Here is a 15,235-nt window from a genome sequence, read left to right as displayed (position 1 = left end):
GCCGAAACAAAGGATTACAGCAACTGCAAGCTATTAACCCGGCGGGCAAATACCTCTATGAAGCATAGCTGATCGCCGGATGCTCAAAGTATTTCGCAACTCGCTCTGGCATCTTTTGCAGCATCCGCATGTGACTCAGCACCTTACCCGCCAAATCCGCTTGATTTCTAGCGGGTGCCGCACTGCGGATCCCGGCTTTCAAGTCAGCATTCAAGTACTCATCCGGATTCAGGTCCGGCGAGTACGCAGGCAAATAGAAAACCTCTATTTCGTCTGCATGCCGAACCAGCCACGCCTTCACCAGCTTCGCATGATGAACTCGAAGATTGTCCAAAACGAGAAAGACCTTTCGCTCAGCGTCCTTAATCAGCCGTTTCATAAACCGAAGCAGCACTTTTGCGGTCATGTTCTCTCCATACATCATGAAGCGGACGGTGCCTCGGTTATTGACCGCTGAGATCATGTTCGTAGAAAACCGCTTGGCGTTGATTTCGACGACCGGGGTTTCCCCTTTCGGGGCGTATCCTCGACTGTGTTGGCAGTCGTTTCGGATACCTGTTTCATCGCCCCAATAGATCTCGGCATCTTCAACAGATGCGCGTTTTTTAATCCCCGGGTAGGTGTTATCCAACCAGTCTTTTACCGCCTTAGGATTACGCTCATAGGCCCGTTTTGCGGGCTTCTGGGGCGTGAATCCCCAGCGTTTCAGGTAGTCCCCGATGGTGCGAATTGCAATACGAACATTCCACATTTGCTTGACCACCGCCTGTATCGCTTTGCGATTCCAGAGCGCAAAAGGCAGTTTCATTTGGTCCGGATTTTTGTCGCAAATCAGCTTCTTCAAGGTGGACTCTTGAGCACCGGTTAGGCGCCGCTGCTCTTCGGGCCTCCGGCCTCTTTGCCCAAGCTTTATCGCCTGCTCACCCCCCAGTTTCCAGGCCCTAATCCAGCTACAGGCAACGGTATAGTGGACACCTATAACCTCCGCGATTTCTGCCCTTTTGTGACCTTGCTGAAACAACCGGATAGCCAAGTCGCGGTTGTGTTGCTGAAGCTCAGAAGAGACTTTCCGTGTGTCTATTTTTTTCATGCACGGATTATACTCAATTTATGCCTAATTGTCCGCCGGGTTAATAATGGCGGCTTTTACTCTGGAGTTGCCAGGGTCAGCGCCCTGCAGTTTGTGCAGATCAACGCCCAGCTTTTGCATTTCGAGCCGGTACGGCTGATCGAGATCCTTGATGCTGTGCAGATTTATCGCATCATCGAGCAGCGCACTGATGCGCTCCTGCGGACTTGCCTCGCTGGCCTCACTGCCTGGCGGCAGATGATCCTGATATAACGCTGTGCCACGGCGGCGAAAGGCCCTTGAGGGCCAACCCCAGCGTAGGCGCAACCTGTTGCATGATATCCGGTATTTATTTCATCCCTGATTACCCGCGGTAATGAGCCATGTTCAGGCAAAGCCATGGACAAGGCACTCGAAACGGGATACAGGACTGATCGACCAGGCCCAAACGAAACCGCCTTAGCGCCCCAAAACATCACCCAAGCGTGCACCAACAGCTCCTGATACTGCGCCTGTGGTAGTGCTATTCACAATGAAAAGTCTGCATGCAAGCGGACGCCGACAAGCGTCCTGCGCACAGTTACTCGTCTTCGTCGGCTTCGTTATCGCTGTCCATACCCAGCTCCTTGATCTTGCGGGTCAGGGTATTACGCCCCCAGCCCAGCAACAGCGCGGCATCGCGCCGGCGGCCGGCGGTATGCTTGAGCGCTGTCTCGATCATGATGCGCTCGAAGGCCGGCACCGCTTCTTCCAGAATGCCCTGGCGACCACATCCCAGCTGCTGATCGGTCCACAGACGCAGCGCCTGCTCCCAATTGGAGCTGACTGTAGCCCCCTGATCCTGTTGTTCCAGCAGTTCCGGCGGCAGGTCTTCAATCAGCACCTCGCGGCCCGAAGCCATCACTGTAAGCCAGCGACAGGTGTTCTCCAGCTGACGCACATTGCCCTGCCATGCCAGATGACTCATGAACTTTTCAGTTTCTGCCTTCAGCACCTTGGGCTCGACACTCAGTTCCTTGGCCGAGCTGGCAAGAAAGTGCTGTGCCAGACGGGGAATATCTTCGCGTCGCTCCGCCAGTTTGGGGATATGAATACGAATCACATTGAGGCGATGGAACAGGTCTTCACGAAAGCGCCCGTCGGCCACCAGCTTTTCAAGGTTCTGATGGGTGGCGGCGATAATGCGCACATCCACCTGCACCGGCGTATGGCCGCCCACGCGGTAGAATTCGCCTTCGGCCAGAACACGCAGCAGGCGGGTCTGGGTATCCGCCGGCATGTCACCGATTTCATCCAGAAACAGCGTGCCACCATCGGCCTGTTCGAAACGCCCACGTCGCGCAGCCGCAGCGCCGGTAAAAGCGCCCTTCTCGTGGCCGAAGAGTTCCGACTCAATCAGATCCTTGGGAATGGCCGCCATATTAAGCGGAATAAATGACTGGCTGGCTCTTGGACTGTGCTTGTGCAGCGCATGAGCCACCAGCTCCTTGCCGGTGCCGGAATCTCCATTGATCAGCACCGTAATATTGGATTGCGACAGCCTACCAATGGCGCGGAAGACTTCCTGCATCGCAGGCGCCTCACCGATAATCTCGGTGGCGCGCAGCACCACTGGCTCTATTACCGCACCCTGCTGCTGTTGCTCCCGGGCGTGGGCCACGGCCCTGCGCGCCAGTGCTACGGCATCATCCACATCAAAGGGCTTGGGCAGATATTCAAAGGCGCCGCCCTGGTAGGATGCAACTGCACTTTCGAGATCCGAGTGCGCAGTCATGATAATGATCGGCACTTCAGGGTGGGTATCCTGAATCTTGTTGAGCATGGCCAGACCATCGGTACCGGGCATACGGATGTCGCTGATGATCGCATCGGGACTTTCACGCGTCAGGCGGCGCAACAGATCGTCGGCGTTGTCGAACGACTGGGTCTCAAGTCCGGCCTGATCCAGCGCCTTTTCCAGCACCCAGCGGATCGACCGGTCATCGTCCACGATCCAGACGTTACCTGAGATTCTCATGCTGTAGCTCCAACGGTATAAAGAGTTTGAATTGGGTTTCACCCGGCTCAGTCACGCACTCAATCAATCCCTGATGCTGATTGATGATCGACTGGGCAATGGACAGCCCCAGACCCGTGCCATCGGCATGTCCGGTGACCATGGGGTAGAAGATGTTGTTGAATATTTCGGTCGGAATGCCCGGGCCGTTGTCGCTGATCATCACACAGCACACCAGGCGGTGGCGTTCCGTGCCCAGGGTGACCTGGCGCATAGCGCGGGTACGTAACTGCAGCGTCGGCTGCGGCGTGCCGGCACGCTGCAGCGCCTGCATGCCGTTGCGTACTATATTCAGCACCGCCTGAATCAGTTGCTCCGAGTCACCGGTAAATTCGGGGATGCTGGGATCGTAGTCCCGCTGAATGTTGATCCAGCCGCCACTCTCGGCATTCACCAGGCTGCACACCCGTTCAAGGATGGCGTGAATATTCACCGCCGATAGCTGGGGCAGCTTGCGCGGCCCCAGCAGCCGGTCCACCAGGTTGCGCAGCCGGTCTGCCTCTTCGATGATGACACGAGTATATTCGTGCAAATCGGCGTCGTTCAGCTCACGCTCCAGTAATTGTGCGGCCCCGCGAATGCCCCCCAGCGGATTTTTGATTTCGTGGGCCAGACCACGTACAAGATTTCGCGCCGCGGCGTGGCGGGCCAGCAGCTCTTCTTCGCGTTCGATGCGCATCAGGCGGTCACGCGCTTCCACTTCCACCAGCAGGGTGCGGCCACCGCCGGACTGCGGAATGGTGTTCACGCTGTAATCAACAATCAGCTCATGCCCGCTCATTGTGATCATGCGCGCTTCGCGCTTGGTATAGGGATGCCCAGACGCCATCGAGTTCTGCAATACACTGAGTTCGGCCGGACTCGCCGCCAGCCACTCTTCCGCCCTCATGCCCTTAAGCCTGCGCATGGTGGCCTCGAACAGCATCTCGGCCGCCGGATTCATGTAAACGATGCACAGCGCACCGTCGAGCATGATCACAGCCTTGCTGAGGTTATCGAGTATCTGCTTGTGTTGGGATGGCCTGAACATAGTGAACTCTGTTTCTGGACTGGTTAAGTAGTAGCAAGATCAACGCCAACTTGCTGGCAGCGCTAAAACGAGTTCTATGCCCTGAATGGCGCCACAACTGGGCAACTCAGCCTGCTTTAACAGTTTAGTCTTGCGCAAGACATCGCCCCATTATGGTGCGCTCTCTCCTTCCATAACAGCCAGCCGCACCACAACAGCCAAGCGCTCTGCCATGGCGCCCCACAATGGAACCAGGCCCGCACACTGAAGCGGCACCGGCGAAACTAAGGGGCTAAGGCAAGGGCTAGGGGCTAGGGGCTAGGGGCTAGGGCAAGAGACAGCTCGACGGTTAGCAGCAGGCACAAAAAAACCTCCCGAAGGAGGTTTTTTGCGTTCCGTCAGATCAGCGCCACCACAGCGGCACCGTTCTTACACCCTGCGGCTTATACGGAGTAGTAGAGGTCGAATTCTACCGGGTGCGTCGTCATGTTGACGCGCGCCAGTTCTTCACGCTTCAGGCGGATGTAAGCATCCAGCATGTCGTCGGAGAATACTCCGCCAGCGGTGAGGAACTCACGATCCGCTTCCAGTGCCAGCAGAGCTTCGTCGAGGCTCTCGGCAACGGTCGGGATCAATTTCGCTTCTTCCGGCGGCAGGTCGTACAAATCTTTGTCAGCCGGGTCGCCAGGGTGAATCTTGTTCTTGATACCGTCGATACCCGCCATCAGCAGCGCCGCGAAGCACAGGTAAGGGTTGGCAGCAGGATCAGGGAAGCGCGCTTCCACACGACGGCCTTTAGGGCTCGTAGTGTAAGGAATACGCAGCGATGCGGAACGGTTACGGGCAGAGTATGCCAGCATGACCGGCGCTTCGAAGCCAGGTACCAGACGCTTGTAAGAGTTGGTAGCCGGGTTGCAAATGGCATTCAGTGCCTTGGCATGCTTAACGATACCGCCAATGTAGAACAGCGCAGTTTCGCTCAGACCACCGTAGCCGTCGCCAGCGAAGATGTTCACACCATCCTTGTTCATGGACAGATGTACATGCATGCCGGAGCCGTTATCACCAACCAGCGGCTTGGGCATAAAGGTCGCAGTCTTGCCGTAGCTGTGGGCAACGTTGTGCACGCAGTACTTCAGGATCTGAACTTCGTCCGCCTTTTTCACCAGGCTGTTGCCACGCACGCCGATTTCGCACTGACCGGCAGTTGCAACTTCGTGATGGTGAACTTCGATGGTCAGGCCCATGGCTTCCATGGCATCGCACATGGCGGCGCGCAGGTCGTGCAGGGAGTCGATTGGGGGAACCGGGAAGTAGCCGCCTTTAACGCGCGGACGGTGGCCGGTGTTGCGGCCGCCTTCGAACTGCTTGTCGGACGACCAGGAAGCTTCTTCAGAACCGATGCTGTAACCGCAACCACCAATACCGGCGTGCCATTCAACAGAATCGAACACGAAGAATTCCGGCTCTGGGCCGAGCATGCAGCTATCGGCAATGCCGGTAGACTTCAGGTATTCTTCGGCGCGTGTTGCAACAGAACGCGGGTCACGGTCGTAACCCTGGCCAGTCATAGGCTCAACGATGTTGCAACGTACGATAACGGTAGCGTCTTCAGCAAAGGGATCCAGCACGGAAGCGCTGTCATCCGGCATCAGGATCATGTCGGATTCGTTGATTCCCTTCCAGCCTGCGATGGAAGAACCATCGAACATCTTGCCGTCTTCGAAGAATTCATCACCCATATCCGAAACCGGAATGGTGAGATGCTGCTCTTTACCTTTGAAATCGGTAAAGCGCATGTCAATCCAGCGCGCTTCGCTTTCTTTAATCAGATTCAGAGTATTCTCTGACATTAGCCTTTCTCCACTCTGTTGAAACTGTCAGATCCGTGGTTCTGCAGTCCTGCTAAAAACGGCTTACAACCTCTTGGCTGTAGCAAGAGCAATCTCCGTGCCAGCACTACAAAGACCCTAAGTGCTTCATTTCCGGTCAACTTAGCACCGGTGAAGCCTAAGCAATGCACCAAAATAGCGCACAAAAGCACGCCAACGCACCACTCTAGATCATTTGTAGTCTTCTTCTGCCCATGCGGGCATCTGCGAGCCCAATCATACTGCAACCCTTCCAAAGCTGTCTGCCTCAAAAAGGAGCCCTTGGCTAATTTTCATGCCCAACCCCTCACAAACAGAAACAGTTACCCAACTGGCCACAATTTGATCATATCCTGATCGCTTGTTAGGCTCCGCTCCCGTATAATGCCGCCTTTCCGATTTTCTTGAAGGTAAGAACTGGTGATCGAGAAGCTTAGAAACATTGCCATCATCGCGCACGTTGACCATGGTAAAACCACACTGGTCGACAAGTTGCTGCAGCAGTCCGGCACACTGGGCCGACGCGATGAAGGCGCTGAGCGCGTCATGGACTCCAACGATCAGGAGCGTGAGCGCGGTATTACCATTCTGGCGAAAAACACCGCCATTGAATGGAACGGTTACCGGATCAATATCGTCGACACTCCCGGACACGCCGACTTCGGTGGCGAAGTGGAACGCGTTCTGTCCATGGTTGACTCCGTGCTACTGCTGGTTGACGCCGTTGACGGCCCAATGCCGCAGACACGCTTCGTAACCCAGAAAGCTTTCGCCCAGGGCCTGCGCCCCATCGTGGTCATCAACAAGGTTGACCGCCCGGGCGCGCGTCCGGATTGGGTTGTAGACCAGGTCTTCGACCTGTTCGATAACCTGGGTGCCACTGACGAGCAGCTCGACTTCCCGATCGTTTACGCCTCTGCCCTTAACGGCATCGCCGGCCTTGAAGTCGATCAGATGTCCGAAGACATGACGCCGCTGTTCGAAGCCGTAGTCGAGCACGTCAGCCCGCCGAATGTCGACATGGATGGTCCGCTGCAGATGCAGATCTCCGCACTGGACTACAACAGCTATGTTGGCGTCATCGGTGTAGGTCGCGTCAAGCGCGGCAGGATCGCGGTCAATGCCCAGGTCAAGGTTATCGACCACGAAGGCAAGGTTCGTAGCGGCAAGGTTCTGAAGATCATGGGTTACATGGGCCTGGAACGTGTTGAAGTGCCGCAGGCCAAAGCCGGCGACATTATCTGCATCACCGGTATTGATGGACTCAACATCTCCGATACCCTGTGCGACCCGTCCCTGGTAGAAGCCCTGCCGCCGCTGAGCGTCGACGAACCCACCGTTTCCATGACCTTCCAGGTCAACGATTCGCCGTTCGCAGGCCAGGACGGCAAGTTCGTCACCAGCCGTAACATCAAGGACCGCCTCGAGCGCGAACTGATCCACAACGTGGCACTGCGTGTTGAACAGGGCGAATCCCCTGAGAAATTCAAGGTCTCCGGCCGTGGCGAACTGCATCTGTCGGTACTGATCGAAACCATGCGTCGCGAAGGCTTCGAGCTGGGTGTGTCCCGCCCCGAAGTTATCCAGAAGATCGTCGACGGCAAGGTCGAAGAGCCTTACGAACTGGTAATGCTGGACGTTGAAGAGCAGCACCAGGGTTCGGTTATCGAAGAGCTGGGCAAGCGCAAAGGCGACATGACCAACATGGAAGTGGATGGCAAGGGTCGCGTACGCCTGACATTCATGATTCCGTCCCGTGGTCTGATCGGTTTCCGCTCTATCTTCCTGACCATGACCTCCGGTACTGGCATCCTGACCTCGACCTTCGACCACTACGGTCCGATCAAGGAAGGCGAAGTCACCTCGCGCATGAACGGCGTACTGGTTACCATGGTTACTGGTAAGGCCCTGGGCTATGCCCTGTGGAACCTGCAGGAACGTGGCCGTCTGTGCATCGAGCCTAACACCGATGTTTACGAAGGCATGATCCTGGGCATCCACAGCCGTACCAACGATCTGGCCGTGAACCCGACCAAAGGCAAGCAGCTGACCAACGTTCGTGCCTCCGGCACCGACGAAAACATTCAGCTGACACCGGCGATCCGCTTCACCCTGGAGCAGGCGCTGGACTTCATCGAAGACGACGAGCTGGTGGAAGTGACTCCCAAAGGCCTGCGTATTCGCAAGAAGCTGTTGAAAGAAAACGAGCGCAAGCGCAACAAGAAGTAAACCTCGTCGCTGCAACCGCAGCGAACCGGGTTTAATCGTCTTGTAAAAAAGGGGAGTGCCGCCAGGCACTCCCCTTTTTTGTACCTGCCTGCCAGCCCGACTCGATAACGCTTTTGGCCGAGCCAAATGTACTGCGTAAAAATATCTGCTCAGTTTTTATGCGCTTTTTATTGTCGCTGACGCTGCACCCAAACAGCAGCATCATGCATCGCCTGCCCGCCCGTTGCTCCGCTATCTCCAGCAATTTTCCCGGCACATTTATAGCGTGCTCAGACTCCGGCAGACGCCCGATCGAGTACGACTATAAATACCTGCCTCTTGTATTTTGCACTTGCCACCCGAAACGTTTCGGATTATATTTTCAGCAAATCCGAAACGTTTCGGATCCAACCTGGGACAGTCAATATGGCCAAGGGCGTCAACCTCAAATCACTGGCAAAGGAACTCGGGATCTCGGTTACAACCGTATCCCGGGCACTGGCCGACTATGACGATGTCAGCGTCGCCACCAAGGAAAAGGTCAAGGCCAAGGCACAGCAGCTGGGCTACAGGCCAAATCATGCCGCTCGGCGTCTGGTTACCGGCCGCTCTTCCGCTGTTGGCTTTATCATGCACGGCGCCTACGGTGACTTCCGCGATCAGTTCAACAGTCGCCTGCTGGTCTCCCTCAGTCAGGCGCTGCACGATGCCGCCCCCAACCACGACCTGATTATCACGACGGTACCCCAGGACAAGAACGAGCTGGATACTTACAAGCGCTTTGTCGATAGCGCCCGGGTGGACTCTTTTATCATCGCCCGTACCCAGCCTCAGGACCCACGGGTCGATTATCTGCTGACCCAGGGCGTGCACTTCGTGACCCACGGCCGTACCGCAGACGCGGACAGACATTGCTGGGTGGATACCGACGCCGAGCGGGGCTTTTTCCAGGCCACCGAAACCCTGATTAAGCGCGGCCACAGACGTATTTCATTCCTGAACTTTCCACAGAATCTGAATACTGCCAGCCTGCGTCATACCGGCTATTCCAATGCCATGCAGGCTGCAGGACTTGAAAGCCGCGAACTCAATTGCGAATTCGGCCCCGGCAGCGCCTATGAACCGGTACGCACCATGCTGCAAGGCAACAATGCCCCCACCGCCTTTGTCTGCGCCAGTGACGTCTTTGCCTATGCGGTACTGCAGGCCTGTCTCGATCTGGGCCTCAGGCCCGGCCAGGATGTGGCCATTATCGGCGCCGACAATCTGCCGCCGGTTGACAGCAACCGCCCGCGCCTCTCCACCCTTGATGTCTCCTTCAGCGCGGTGAGTGATGCCCTTATCAATCTGTTGCTCGACCCAAAGGCCGCCAGCCAGCCGGTCAAGCAGCACCAGCTGTTCGACTATCAACTGCTCGAACGGGATACCACGGGCTCAGGCCCGATTAGCGCGGCGGTTTAACGCCCTTCGTTAAAACAACAACAAGCAGGACAATAAAAATGCACAAGAAAACGCTTACCCTGGCTCTGGCCGGTTTACTGAGCTGCTCCGTCGCCGCTGCCGACACCGTATTCTTCTCCACCCAGGCGCGCCCGCTGGAAGAGGCTCAGGCCATGCGCGACAAGGTACTGAAAGGTTTCGATGGCGAGGTTCAATTTCTGCCCCAGGAAGACGGTCCTTTCTTTGCCCGCATTGAAGCCGAGCAGAAGGCCGACAAGGGCTCCCTCGCGCTCCTGGGCGCATTGCACGGTGACTACCCGCCTATAGAAACAGCGCTGGATAACGTCAACGACCTGATTCCCACCTTGCAGGCAGCCGGTGTCAGCCCAGGCTACATCAAGCTCGGCAAGCTGGGCGGCGAAGACCAGATGTACGTGCCCTGGATGCAAGCCACATACATCATGGCAGCCAATAAAAAGGCGCTGGAGCATCTGCCAGAAGGCGCCGATGTGCAGGCGCTGACCTACGACCAGCTGCTGCAATGGGGTCAGAACATGCAGCAGGCCACCGGCGAAGCCAAGCTGGGCTTTCCCGCCGGCCCCAAAGGTCTGATTCACCGTTTTCTGCAGGGCTACCTGTATCCGTCCTTTACCAACTCGGTGGTGACGGAGTTCCGCAGCGACGCGGCCAAGCAGATGTGGGCCACATTCAGGGATATCTGGCAGGTTAGCAACCCGCGTTCCACAGCCTATAACTTCATGCAGGAACCCCTGCTGACAGGTGAAGTCTGGGTGGCCTTTGATCATACCGCTCGTCTCAAGGATGCCTTCGACAAGCAACCCGACGACTTTATCGCTTTCCCGGCTCCGGCTGGCCCTGCAGGGCGCGGATATATGCCTGTCGTTGCCGGTCTTGCCATTCCGGCCAAGGCCGTGGATCGCGCCGAATCAGCTCGTCTGATCAAGTATCTGATGGAGCCGCAAACCCAGATCGCAACCCTGCGTGCCACCAGCTTCTTCCCGACTGTGAAGGTGGACTTCCCGGATGACCTGCCAAAGAGCGTGCAGATTTCAGGCACGGCAGTGGCAGCCCAGGCCAATTCCCCCGATGCCATACTGTCGCTGCTGCCCATAGGTCTGGGTGACAAGAGCGGCCTGTTCAGCAAAATCTATCAGGACAGTTTCCAGCAGATAGTGCTGCGCAACGCCGACATCGACAGCATTCTGGATCGTCAGGCATCCCAGCTTGAGCGCCTGATGCAGGAAGCCGGCGCCCCCTGCTGGTCACCGGACCTGCCCAGCACCGGCGCTTGCCCGGTCAAGTAAACCCTACTGGCTACTAGCACGCGCTGCCGGCCCCTCCGGCAGCGCAACAGGCACAGCCACAACTGTAATTCCCTGTATCCAGCCTGCGGTATTCATTTATGAACAACAGCAAATGGTTGCCCTATTACCTGATTGCGCCCAGCGCGCTCTTTATGGCGCTGTTCTTTCTCTACCCGTTTCTGCAGATATTTGCAGAGGCCTTTCTCAACTCTAACGGCGAAGTTTCGCTTGGGAATTTTTCCCAGGTTATCAATGACTTCAACTTTATGCCGGCGCTCAAAAATACCCTACTGCTTACCGCCGTCGTAGTACCGGTGCAGCTGGTAATGGCCATCGGCATGGCCTTGATGGTCAGCAAGATGAACAAGGGACGGGACAACATCCTTTATATCTGGACTATCCCGCTGGGTATCTCCGACCTTGCCGCCGGCATCATCTGGCTCGCTATCCTGGAGCAGTTCGGCTTTTTGAACAGCTTTCTCCATGCCGTCAGCCTGATCGACGGGCCTGCTGCCTGGCTTAACTATCAGCACCCGATTGCGCTTTTCTTCGCCGTTGCGGTCGCTGAAATCTGGCGTGGCACTGCGATTCTGCTGGTGATTCTGGTCTCGGGTCTGGGCCTTATCCCCAAGGAATACGAAGAGGCCGGCAAGATCTTTGGCGCCAATTACTGGCAGCGCCTGTGGAAAATCACCCTGCCGCTGCTGCGCCCAAGCATTCAGTCCGCCCTGATACTGCGCACCCTGCTGGCGCTGGAAGTCTTCGCGGTGGTCATGATGCTCGGTGGTACCGACATGCCGGTACTGATGAGCGAGACGTTCAACTGGCAGTTCAGCTATCGCGATACCGGTGCAGCCTCTGCCTACGCCGTACTCATCATGGCCGTTTCGGTACTGATTACCGGCTTCTACGTCAAAGTGCTTAACGTTCCGAAGGAGGCCCGAGGATGAAATCGCCCGTCGCTAACAGCGCCTCTGCACAGGTGCAGGGCTTAGCCCGCTTCAACCCTTTCAGCCGTCGCCTGTCGCCTCAGAACAACGCCTGGCGCTGGCTGTTCTGGGCCGGCGTATCCATTCTGATCCTCTGGGTATTGGCCCCCATCGGGCTGCTGATTATCAATGCCATCAGCACACCGGCACAGGTCAATGGCTGGCCCAAGTCGATCGCGCCGGGCATCCACACCGATACCCTGATGTTCTTCTGGAACTACAATGGCGTGATTAGCGCACTGATCAACTCCATTCTCGCGGCCGTGTTTACCATGATCATCGCCATCTTGCTGGGGGCACCCGCAGGCTATGCGCTGGCACGCTTCGTGTTTCGCGGCATGACCACCTACAAGATGATCATAGTGATGTCCCGCGCCTTCCCTATGCCGCTGCTGGCATTGCCGCTGGCGGTGATCTTTATCCAGGTGGGCATTGACGACTCCCTGATTGGCCTGGCCTTTGTGCATGCGACCCTGGCGCTGCCGTTCTCGGTACTGATTACCTCAAGCCTGTTTATGGGCATTCCGGTGGAGCTGGAAGAGGCTGCCTGGACCATGGGCTGCGACCGCTGGCAGGCGTTTCGCAAGGTGGTTCTGCCACTGGCAGCGCCCGGCATTGCGGCCTCAGCCGTATTCGCCTTTGTCATTTCCTGGAACGAGGTCTTTGCCTCCGCCATCCTGACTGTGCAGAACCGCACTCTGACCGCCTTTCTGGTGCAGAGCCTTGCGGAATCTCCAGCCGAGATCAAGTTTGCCGGTGGCCTGGTGCTTGTCGTTCCCGCTTTGTTGTTCCTCTTTGCGATCAGAAAGTATCTGTTCAGCATGTGGGGCATCTCAAACCGCTGATTTTTGGTAGGAATTATCATGTCTGACATTCGCATAGAAAAAGTAAGAAAGCAGTTTGGCAACCTTGAGATTCTGAAGTCTGTGGATCTTGAGATTAAGGACAAGGAATTCGTGGTACTGCTGGGCCCCTCGGGCTGCGGCAAGTCCACCCTGCTGCGCATTATCGCCGGGCTCGAAACCGAGTCATCGGGCACCATCCGCATCGGCGACCGGGTCATCAACAGCCTGCCGCCCAAAAGCCGTCGCATCGCAATGGTGTTCCAGAACTATGCGGTATTCCCGCACATGACGGTGTTTGAAAACATCGCCTTCGGCCTGCGCATGCGTAAAGACAGCGAAGAACATATTCAGCGCAAGGTGAAAGAAACCGCCGAGCTGATGCATATCGAAAACCGCCTGACGCATTACTCCGGCCAGCTCTCTGGTGGACAGCGTCAGCGCGTATCCGTAGCCCGTGCCCTGGCCATGGAGCCCGAAGTACTGCTAATGGACGAACCCCTGTCCAACCTCGATGCCCTGCTGCGCCTGGAAATGCGCGCAGAGCTGAAAACCGTGCTCAGCGCATCCAACACCACCACCATCTACGTCACCCATGACCAGGTGGAGGCCATGAGCCTGGCGGATCGAATCGCCGTAATGAACGGTGGCCGGATCGAGCAGTACGACGTGCCAACCGAGATTTACCACAACCCAGCCACGGAATTTGTCGGCAGTTTTATCGGCAACCCGCCGATGAATTTCATTGCGCCCAAGGCTGGCTGGAATATCTCGAAAAATCAGGTCAACAAGCTGGGTGTACGACCAGAAGACTTTGATGTGCGTTTTGAACCCCAGGAGGGTTTTATAAAGACCAATGTACTGATCAAGGAGCTGCTGGGCTCCCATCAGCAACTGACCACCAAAGCCGATGGCGAAATGATCCGCATCAACATCCCCAGCGACCTGCAGGTTCCCAACGGCAGCGATCTCTTTATACGTCCGGCCGATGACAAGGTGCGCTTTTACGATCAGGCCGGACACATCATGTAAGCGTCCCCCGGTACGCACGGCCTTTTACCCCAAAAACCCCGAATTTAACCGAACAGCGGAATGTACTGCATTCCGTCTGCGACTTTCTGCAGGCAAAAATCATGAAAAAACCGGTTTTCGACATCGACCACGCAACACGCATTCTGCGCAACAACGACCTGGGCGGTTACACCATTCCGACTCAGGGACTGTACCCCTTCCAGTGGAACTGGGACGCCGCCATTACCGCGCTTGGCTGGATGGAAGCCGGCGACGAAGCCCGCGCCTGGCTGGAACTTGAAATGCTGCTCAAGGGCCAGTGGGACAACGGCATGGTGCCGCATATTATTTTCCACGCCGACGCCGACACCTACTTCCCGGGCCCCGAAGTCTGGGGAGTCGAGAATGCCGTCAAGACCAGCGCCATTTCACAGCCGCCGGTATTGGCAAGCGTGGTCAAAATTCTGTTTGAACAAGGAAAAGACCGTGCACTGGCCGAACAAAAACTGGCCCAGCTACTGCCAGGCGTGATGGCCTACCACCTTTGGTGGTACCGCGAACGCGACCCTGAAAATACCGGCCTGGTGTGCAGCTACCACCCCTGGGAGTCCGGCATGGACAATAGCCCGGCCTGGGACCACCCGCTTGAAAACGTGCCAGCGGCCGACTGGGAGTACACTCGCCGCGATACCGGCCATGTCGATGCCGCCGAGCGGCCGCACAAACACCAATACGACCGCTACATTTACCTGGTCGATTTCTTCAAGCGCAACCACTTCGACAGTGATCTTATCTACCAAACCTGCCCGTACCGGGTACAGGACATCGGTATCATCTCGATCCTTCACCGGGCAAATACCGACCTGCTCGTGCTGTGCCAGAACCGTATCGACAACGACAGCACCCGCAGCCTGCAGCAAAGCTCGGCTCGCACCGCAGCGGCTATCGGAGCCCTCTGGTCAGAAGATCTCAACTGCTTCGTCAGCCGCGACACGCTCACCGGTGCACAGTTGAAGACCATCAGCTGCGCCGGTGTGCTGCCGCTGTTCGGCGAACTGGCAAGCCCCGCTCAGGCCGCCGCGATCAATGAAAATCTCGGATCCTGGATCGAGGATGCCCCCTTCGGCCTGGCATCCACCCACCCGCACAGTGAAACCTTTGAACCCCAGCGTTACTGGCGCGGGCCGTCCTGGCTGCATATCAACTGGATGATCGCACTGGGACTGGACACCTACGGCCTGTCGGAACGAGCCGCGCAGATCAAGCAAGTGTCAAAAGCCTGCCTTGCGAACGGCGATTTCTGGGAATACTACAATTCCGTTAGCGGCGAAGGCTGCGGCGGCGGCGAATTCTCCTGGACCGCCGCCATCGCCCTGCACTGGCTCAAAGACTAAAGCCGATCAGCACCCGCGGGC

Annotated in this window: 13 protein-coding genes; 8 read left to right on the top strand and 5 right to left on the bottom strand. The window is 56.9% G+C overall.

Annotation, left to right across the window (positions count from 1 at the left end; translation table 11 throughout):
• Positions 1-55: 55 nt before the first annotated feature.
• Entirely contained in the window at positions 56-1,033 is a 978-nt protein-coding gene (locus MPRO_RS13600; RefSeq protein ID WP_245635098.1) for an IS630 family transposase, read from the bottom strand.
• Between MPRO_RS13600 and MPRO_RS26345 the strand changes: the two genes are divergently transcribed.
• Positions 968-1,342, top strand: coding sequence for a hypothetical protein (locus tag MPRO_RS26345; RefSeq protein ID WP_245635100.1), 375 nt, complete (start codon positions 968-970; stop codon positions 1,340-1,342). The genes MPRO_RS13600 and MPRO_RS26345 overlap by 66 nt on opposite strands.
• A 307-nt stretch (positions 1,343-1,649) precedes the next feature.
• Here MPRO_RS26345 and glnG read toward each other — a convergent pair whose 3' ends face one another.
• From glnG to glnA, 3 genes are all read right to left on the bottom strand, one after another.
• Positions 1,650-3,086, bottom strand: coding sequence for a nitrogen regulation protein NR(I) (gene glnG / locus MPRO_RS13590; RefSeq protein ID WP_067293454.1), 1,437 nt, complete (start codon positions 3,084-3,086; stop codon positions 1,650-1,652).
• Entirely contained in the window at positions 3,070-4,155 is a 1,086-nt protein-coding gene (gene glnL / locus MPRO_RS13585) for a nitrogen regulation protein NR(II) (protein ID WP_067293450.1), read from the bottom strand. The genes glnG and glnL overlap by 17 nt, the downstream gene beginning before the upstream one ends.
• 422 nt (positions 4,156-4,577) lie before the next feature.
• Positions 4,578-5,987, bottom strand: coding sequence for a glutamate--ammonia ligase (gene glnA, locus MPRO_RS13580; RefSeq protein WP_067293447.1), 1,410 nt, complete (start codon positions 5,985-5,987; stop codon positions 4,578-4,580).
• 438 nt (positions 5,988-6,425) lie between these two features.
• On the opposite strand from glnA, the gene typA reads away from it, so the two are divergent.
• On the top strand, positions 6,426-8,234 hold the full coding sequence (gene typA / locus MPRO_RS13575; RefSeq protein ID WP_067293443.1) for a translational GTPase TypA: 1,809 nt from the start codon (positions 6,426-6,428) through the stop codon (positions 8,232-8,234).
• Positions 8,235-8,265: 31 nt separating this feature from the next.
• Here the strand turns inward: typA and MPRO_RS25830 are convergent, their stop codons facing one another.
• Entirely contained in the window at positions 8,266-8,439 is a 174-nt protein-coding gene (locus MPRO_RS25830) for a hypothetical protein (RefSeq protein WP_158651817.1), read from the bottom strand.
• 200 nt (positions 8,440-8,639) lie between these two features.
• Here MPRO_RS25830 and MPRO_RS13570 point away from each other — a divergent pair, with 200 nt between their 5' ends.
• The 6 genes from MPRO_RS13570 to MPRO_RS13545 all read left to right on the top strand — a co-directional run bounded on the left by MPRO_RS13570 (position 8,640) and on the right by MPRO_RS13545 (position 15,214).
• Positions 8,640-9,674, top strand: a complete 1,035-nt coding sequence (locus MPRO_RS13570; RefSeq protein ID WP_067293439.1) for a LacI family DNA-binding transcriptional regulator — start codon at positions 8,640-8,642, stop codon at positions 9,672-9,674.
• A gap of 38 nt (positions 9,675-9,712) precedes the next feature.
• Positions 9,713-10,978, top strand: coding sequence for an ABC transporter substrate-binding protein (locus MPRO_RS13565; protein ID WP_067293436.1), 1,266 nt, complete (start codon positions 9,713-9,715; stop codon positions 10,976-10,978).
• A 98-nt stretch (positions 10,979-11,076) separates the two neighbouring features.
• Entirely contained in the window at positions 11,077-11,928 is an 852-nt protein-coding gene (locus tag MPRO_RS13560; protein WP_067293433.1) for a carbohydrate ABC transporter permease, read from the top strand.
• Entirely contained in the window at positions 11,925-12,812 is an 888-nt protein-coding gene (locus MPRO_RS13555; protein WP_082708757.1) for a carbohydrate ABC transporter permease, read from the top strand. The genes MPRO_RS13560 and MPRO_RS13555 overlap by 4 nt, the downstream gene beginning before the upstream one ends.
• A gap of 18 nt (positions 12,813-12,830) precedes the next feature.
• A complete protein-coding gene (locus MPRO_RS13550; RefSeq protein WP_067293430.1) occupies positions 12,831-13,841 on the top strand; it encodes an ABC transporter ATP-binding protein in 1,011 nt (336 codons plus the stop codon).
• Between the two features lie 101 nt (positions 13,842-13,942).
• Complete coding sequence (locus MPRO_RS13545; RefSeq protein ID WP_067293427.1) at positions 13,943-15,214, top strand: MGH1-like glycoside hydrolase domain-containing protein; 1,272 nt, start codon at positions 13,943-13,945, stop codon at positions 15,212-15,214.
• The last annotated feature ends 21 nt before the right edge of the window (positions 15,215-15,235 follow it).

It is taken from the genome of Marinobacterium profundum, assembly GCF_001528745.1.
GTDB lineage: Bacteria > Pseudomonadota > Gammaproteobacteria > Pseudomonadales > Balneatricaceae > Marinobacterium_A > Marinobacterium_A profundum.
Note: the sequence above shows the minus strand (reverse complement) of the source record. Positions and strands in the feature narration are given on the sequence as shown.

Coding starts and splice junctions, on each gene's coding strand:
- glnG (WP_067293454.1), bottom strand. CDS start 3,086: ATGAGAATCTCAGGTAACGTCTGGATCGTGGACGATGACCGGTCGATC.
- glnL (WP_067293450.1), bottom strand. CDS start 4,155: ATGTTCAGGCCATCCCAACACAAGCAGATACTCGATAACCTCAGCAAG.
- glnA (WP_067293447.1), bottom strand. CDS start 5,987: ATGTCAGAGAATACTCTGAATCTGATTAAAGAAAGCGAAGCGCGCTGG.
- MPRO_RS25830 (WP_158651817.1), bottom strand. CDS start 8,439: ATGATGCTGCTGTTTGGGTGCAGCGTCAGCGACAATAAAAAGCGCATA.
- MPRO_RS13570 (WP_067293439.1), top strand. CDS start 8,640: ATGGCCAAGGGCGTCAACCTCAAATCACTGGCAAAGGAACTCGGGATC.
- MPRO_RS13565 (WP_067293436.1), top strand. CDS start 9,713: ATGCACAAGAAAACGCTTACCCTGGCTCTGGCCGGTTTACTGAGCTGC.
- MPRO_RS13560 (WP_067293433.1), top strand. CDS start 11,077: ATGAACAACAGCAAATGGTTGCCCTATTACCTGATTGCGCCCAGCGCG.
- MPRO_RS13555 (WP_082708757.1), top strand. CDS start 11,925: ATGAAATCGCCCGTCGCTAACAGCGCCTCTGCACAGGTGCAGGGCTTA.
- MPRO_RS13550 (WP_067293430.1), top strand. CDS start 12,831: ATGTCTGACATTCGCATAGAAAAAGTAAGAAAGCAGTTTGGCAACCTT.
- MPRO_RS13545 (WP_067293427.1), top strand. CDS start 13,943: ATGAAAAAACCGGTTTTCGACATCGACCACGCAACACGCATTCTGCGC.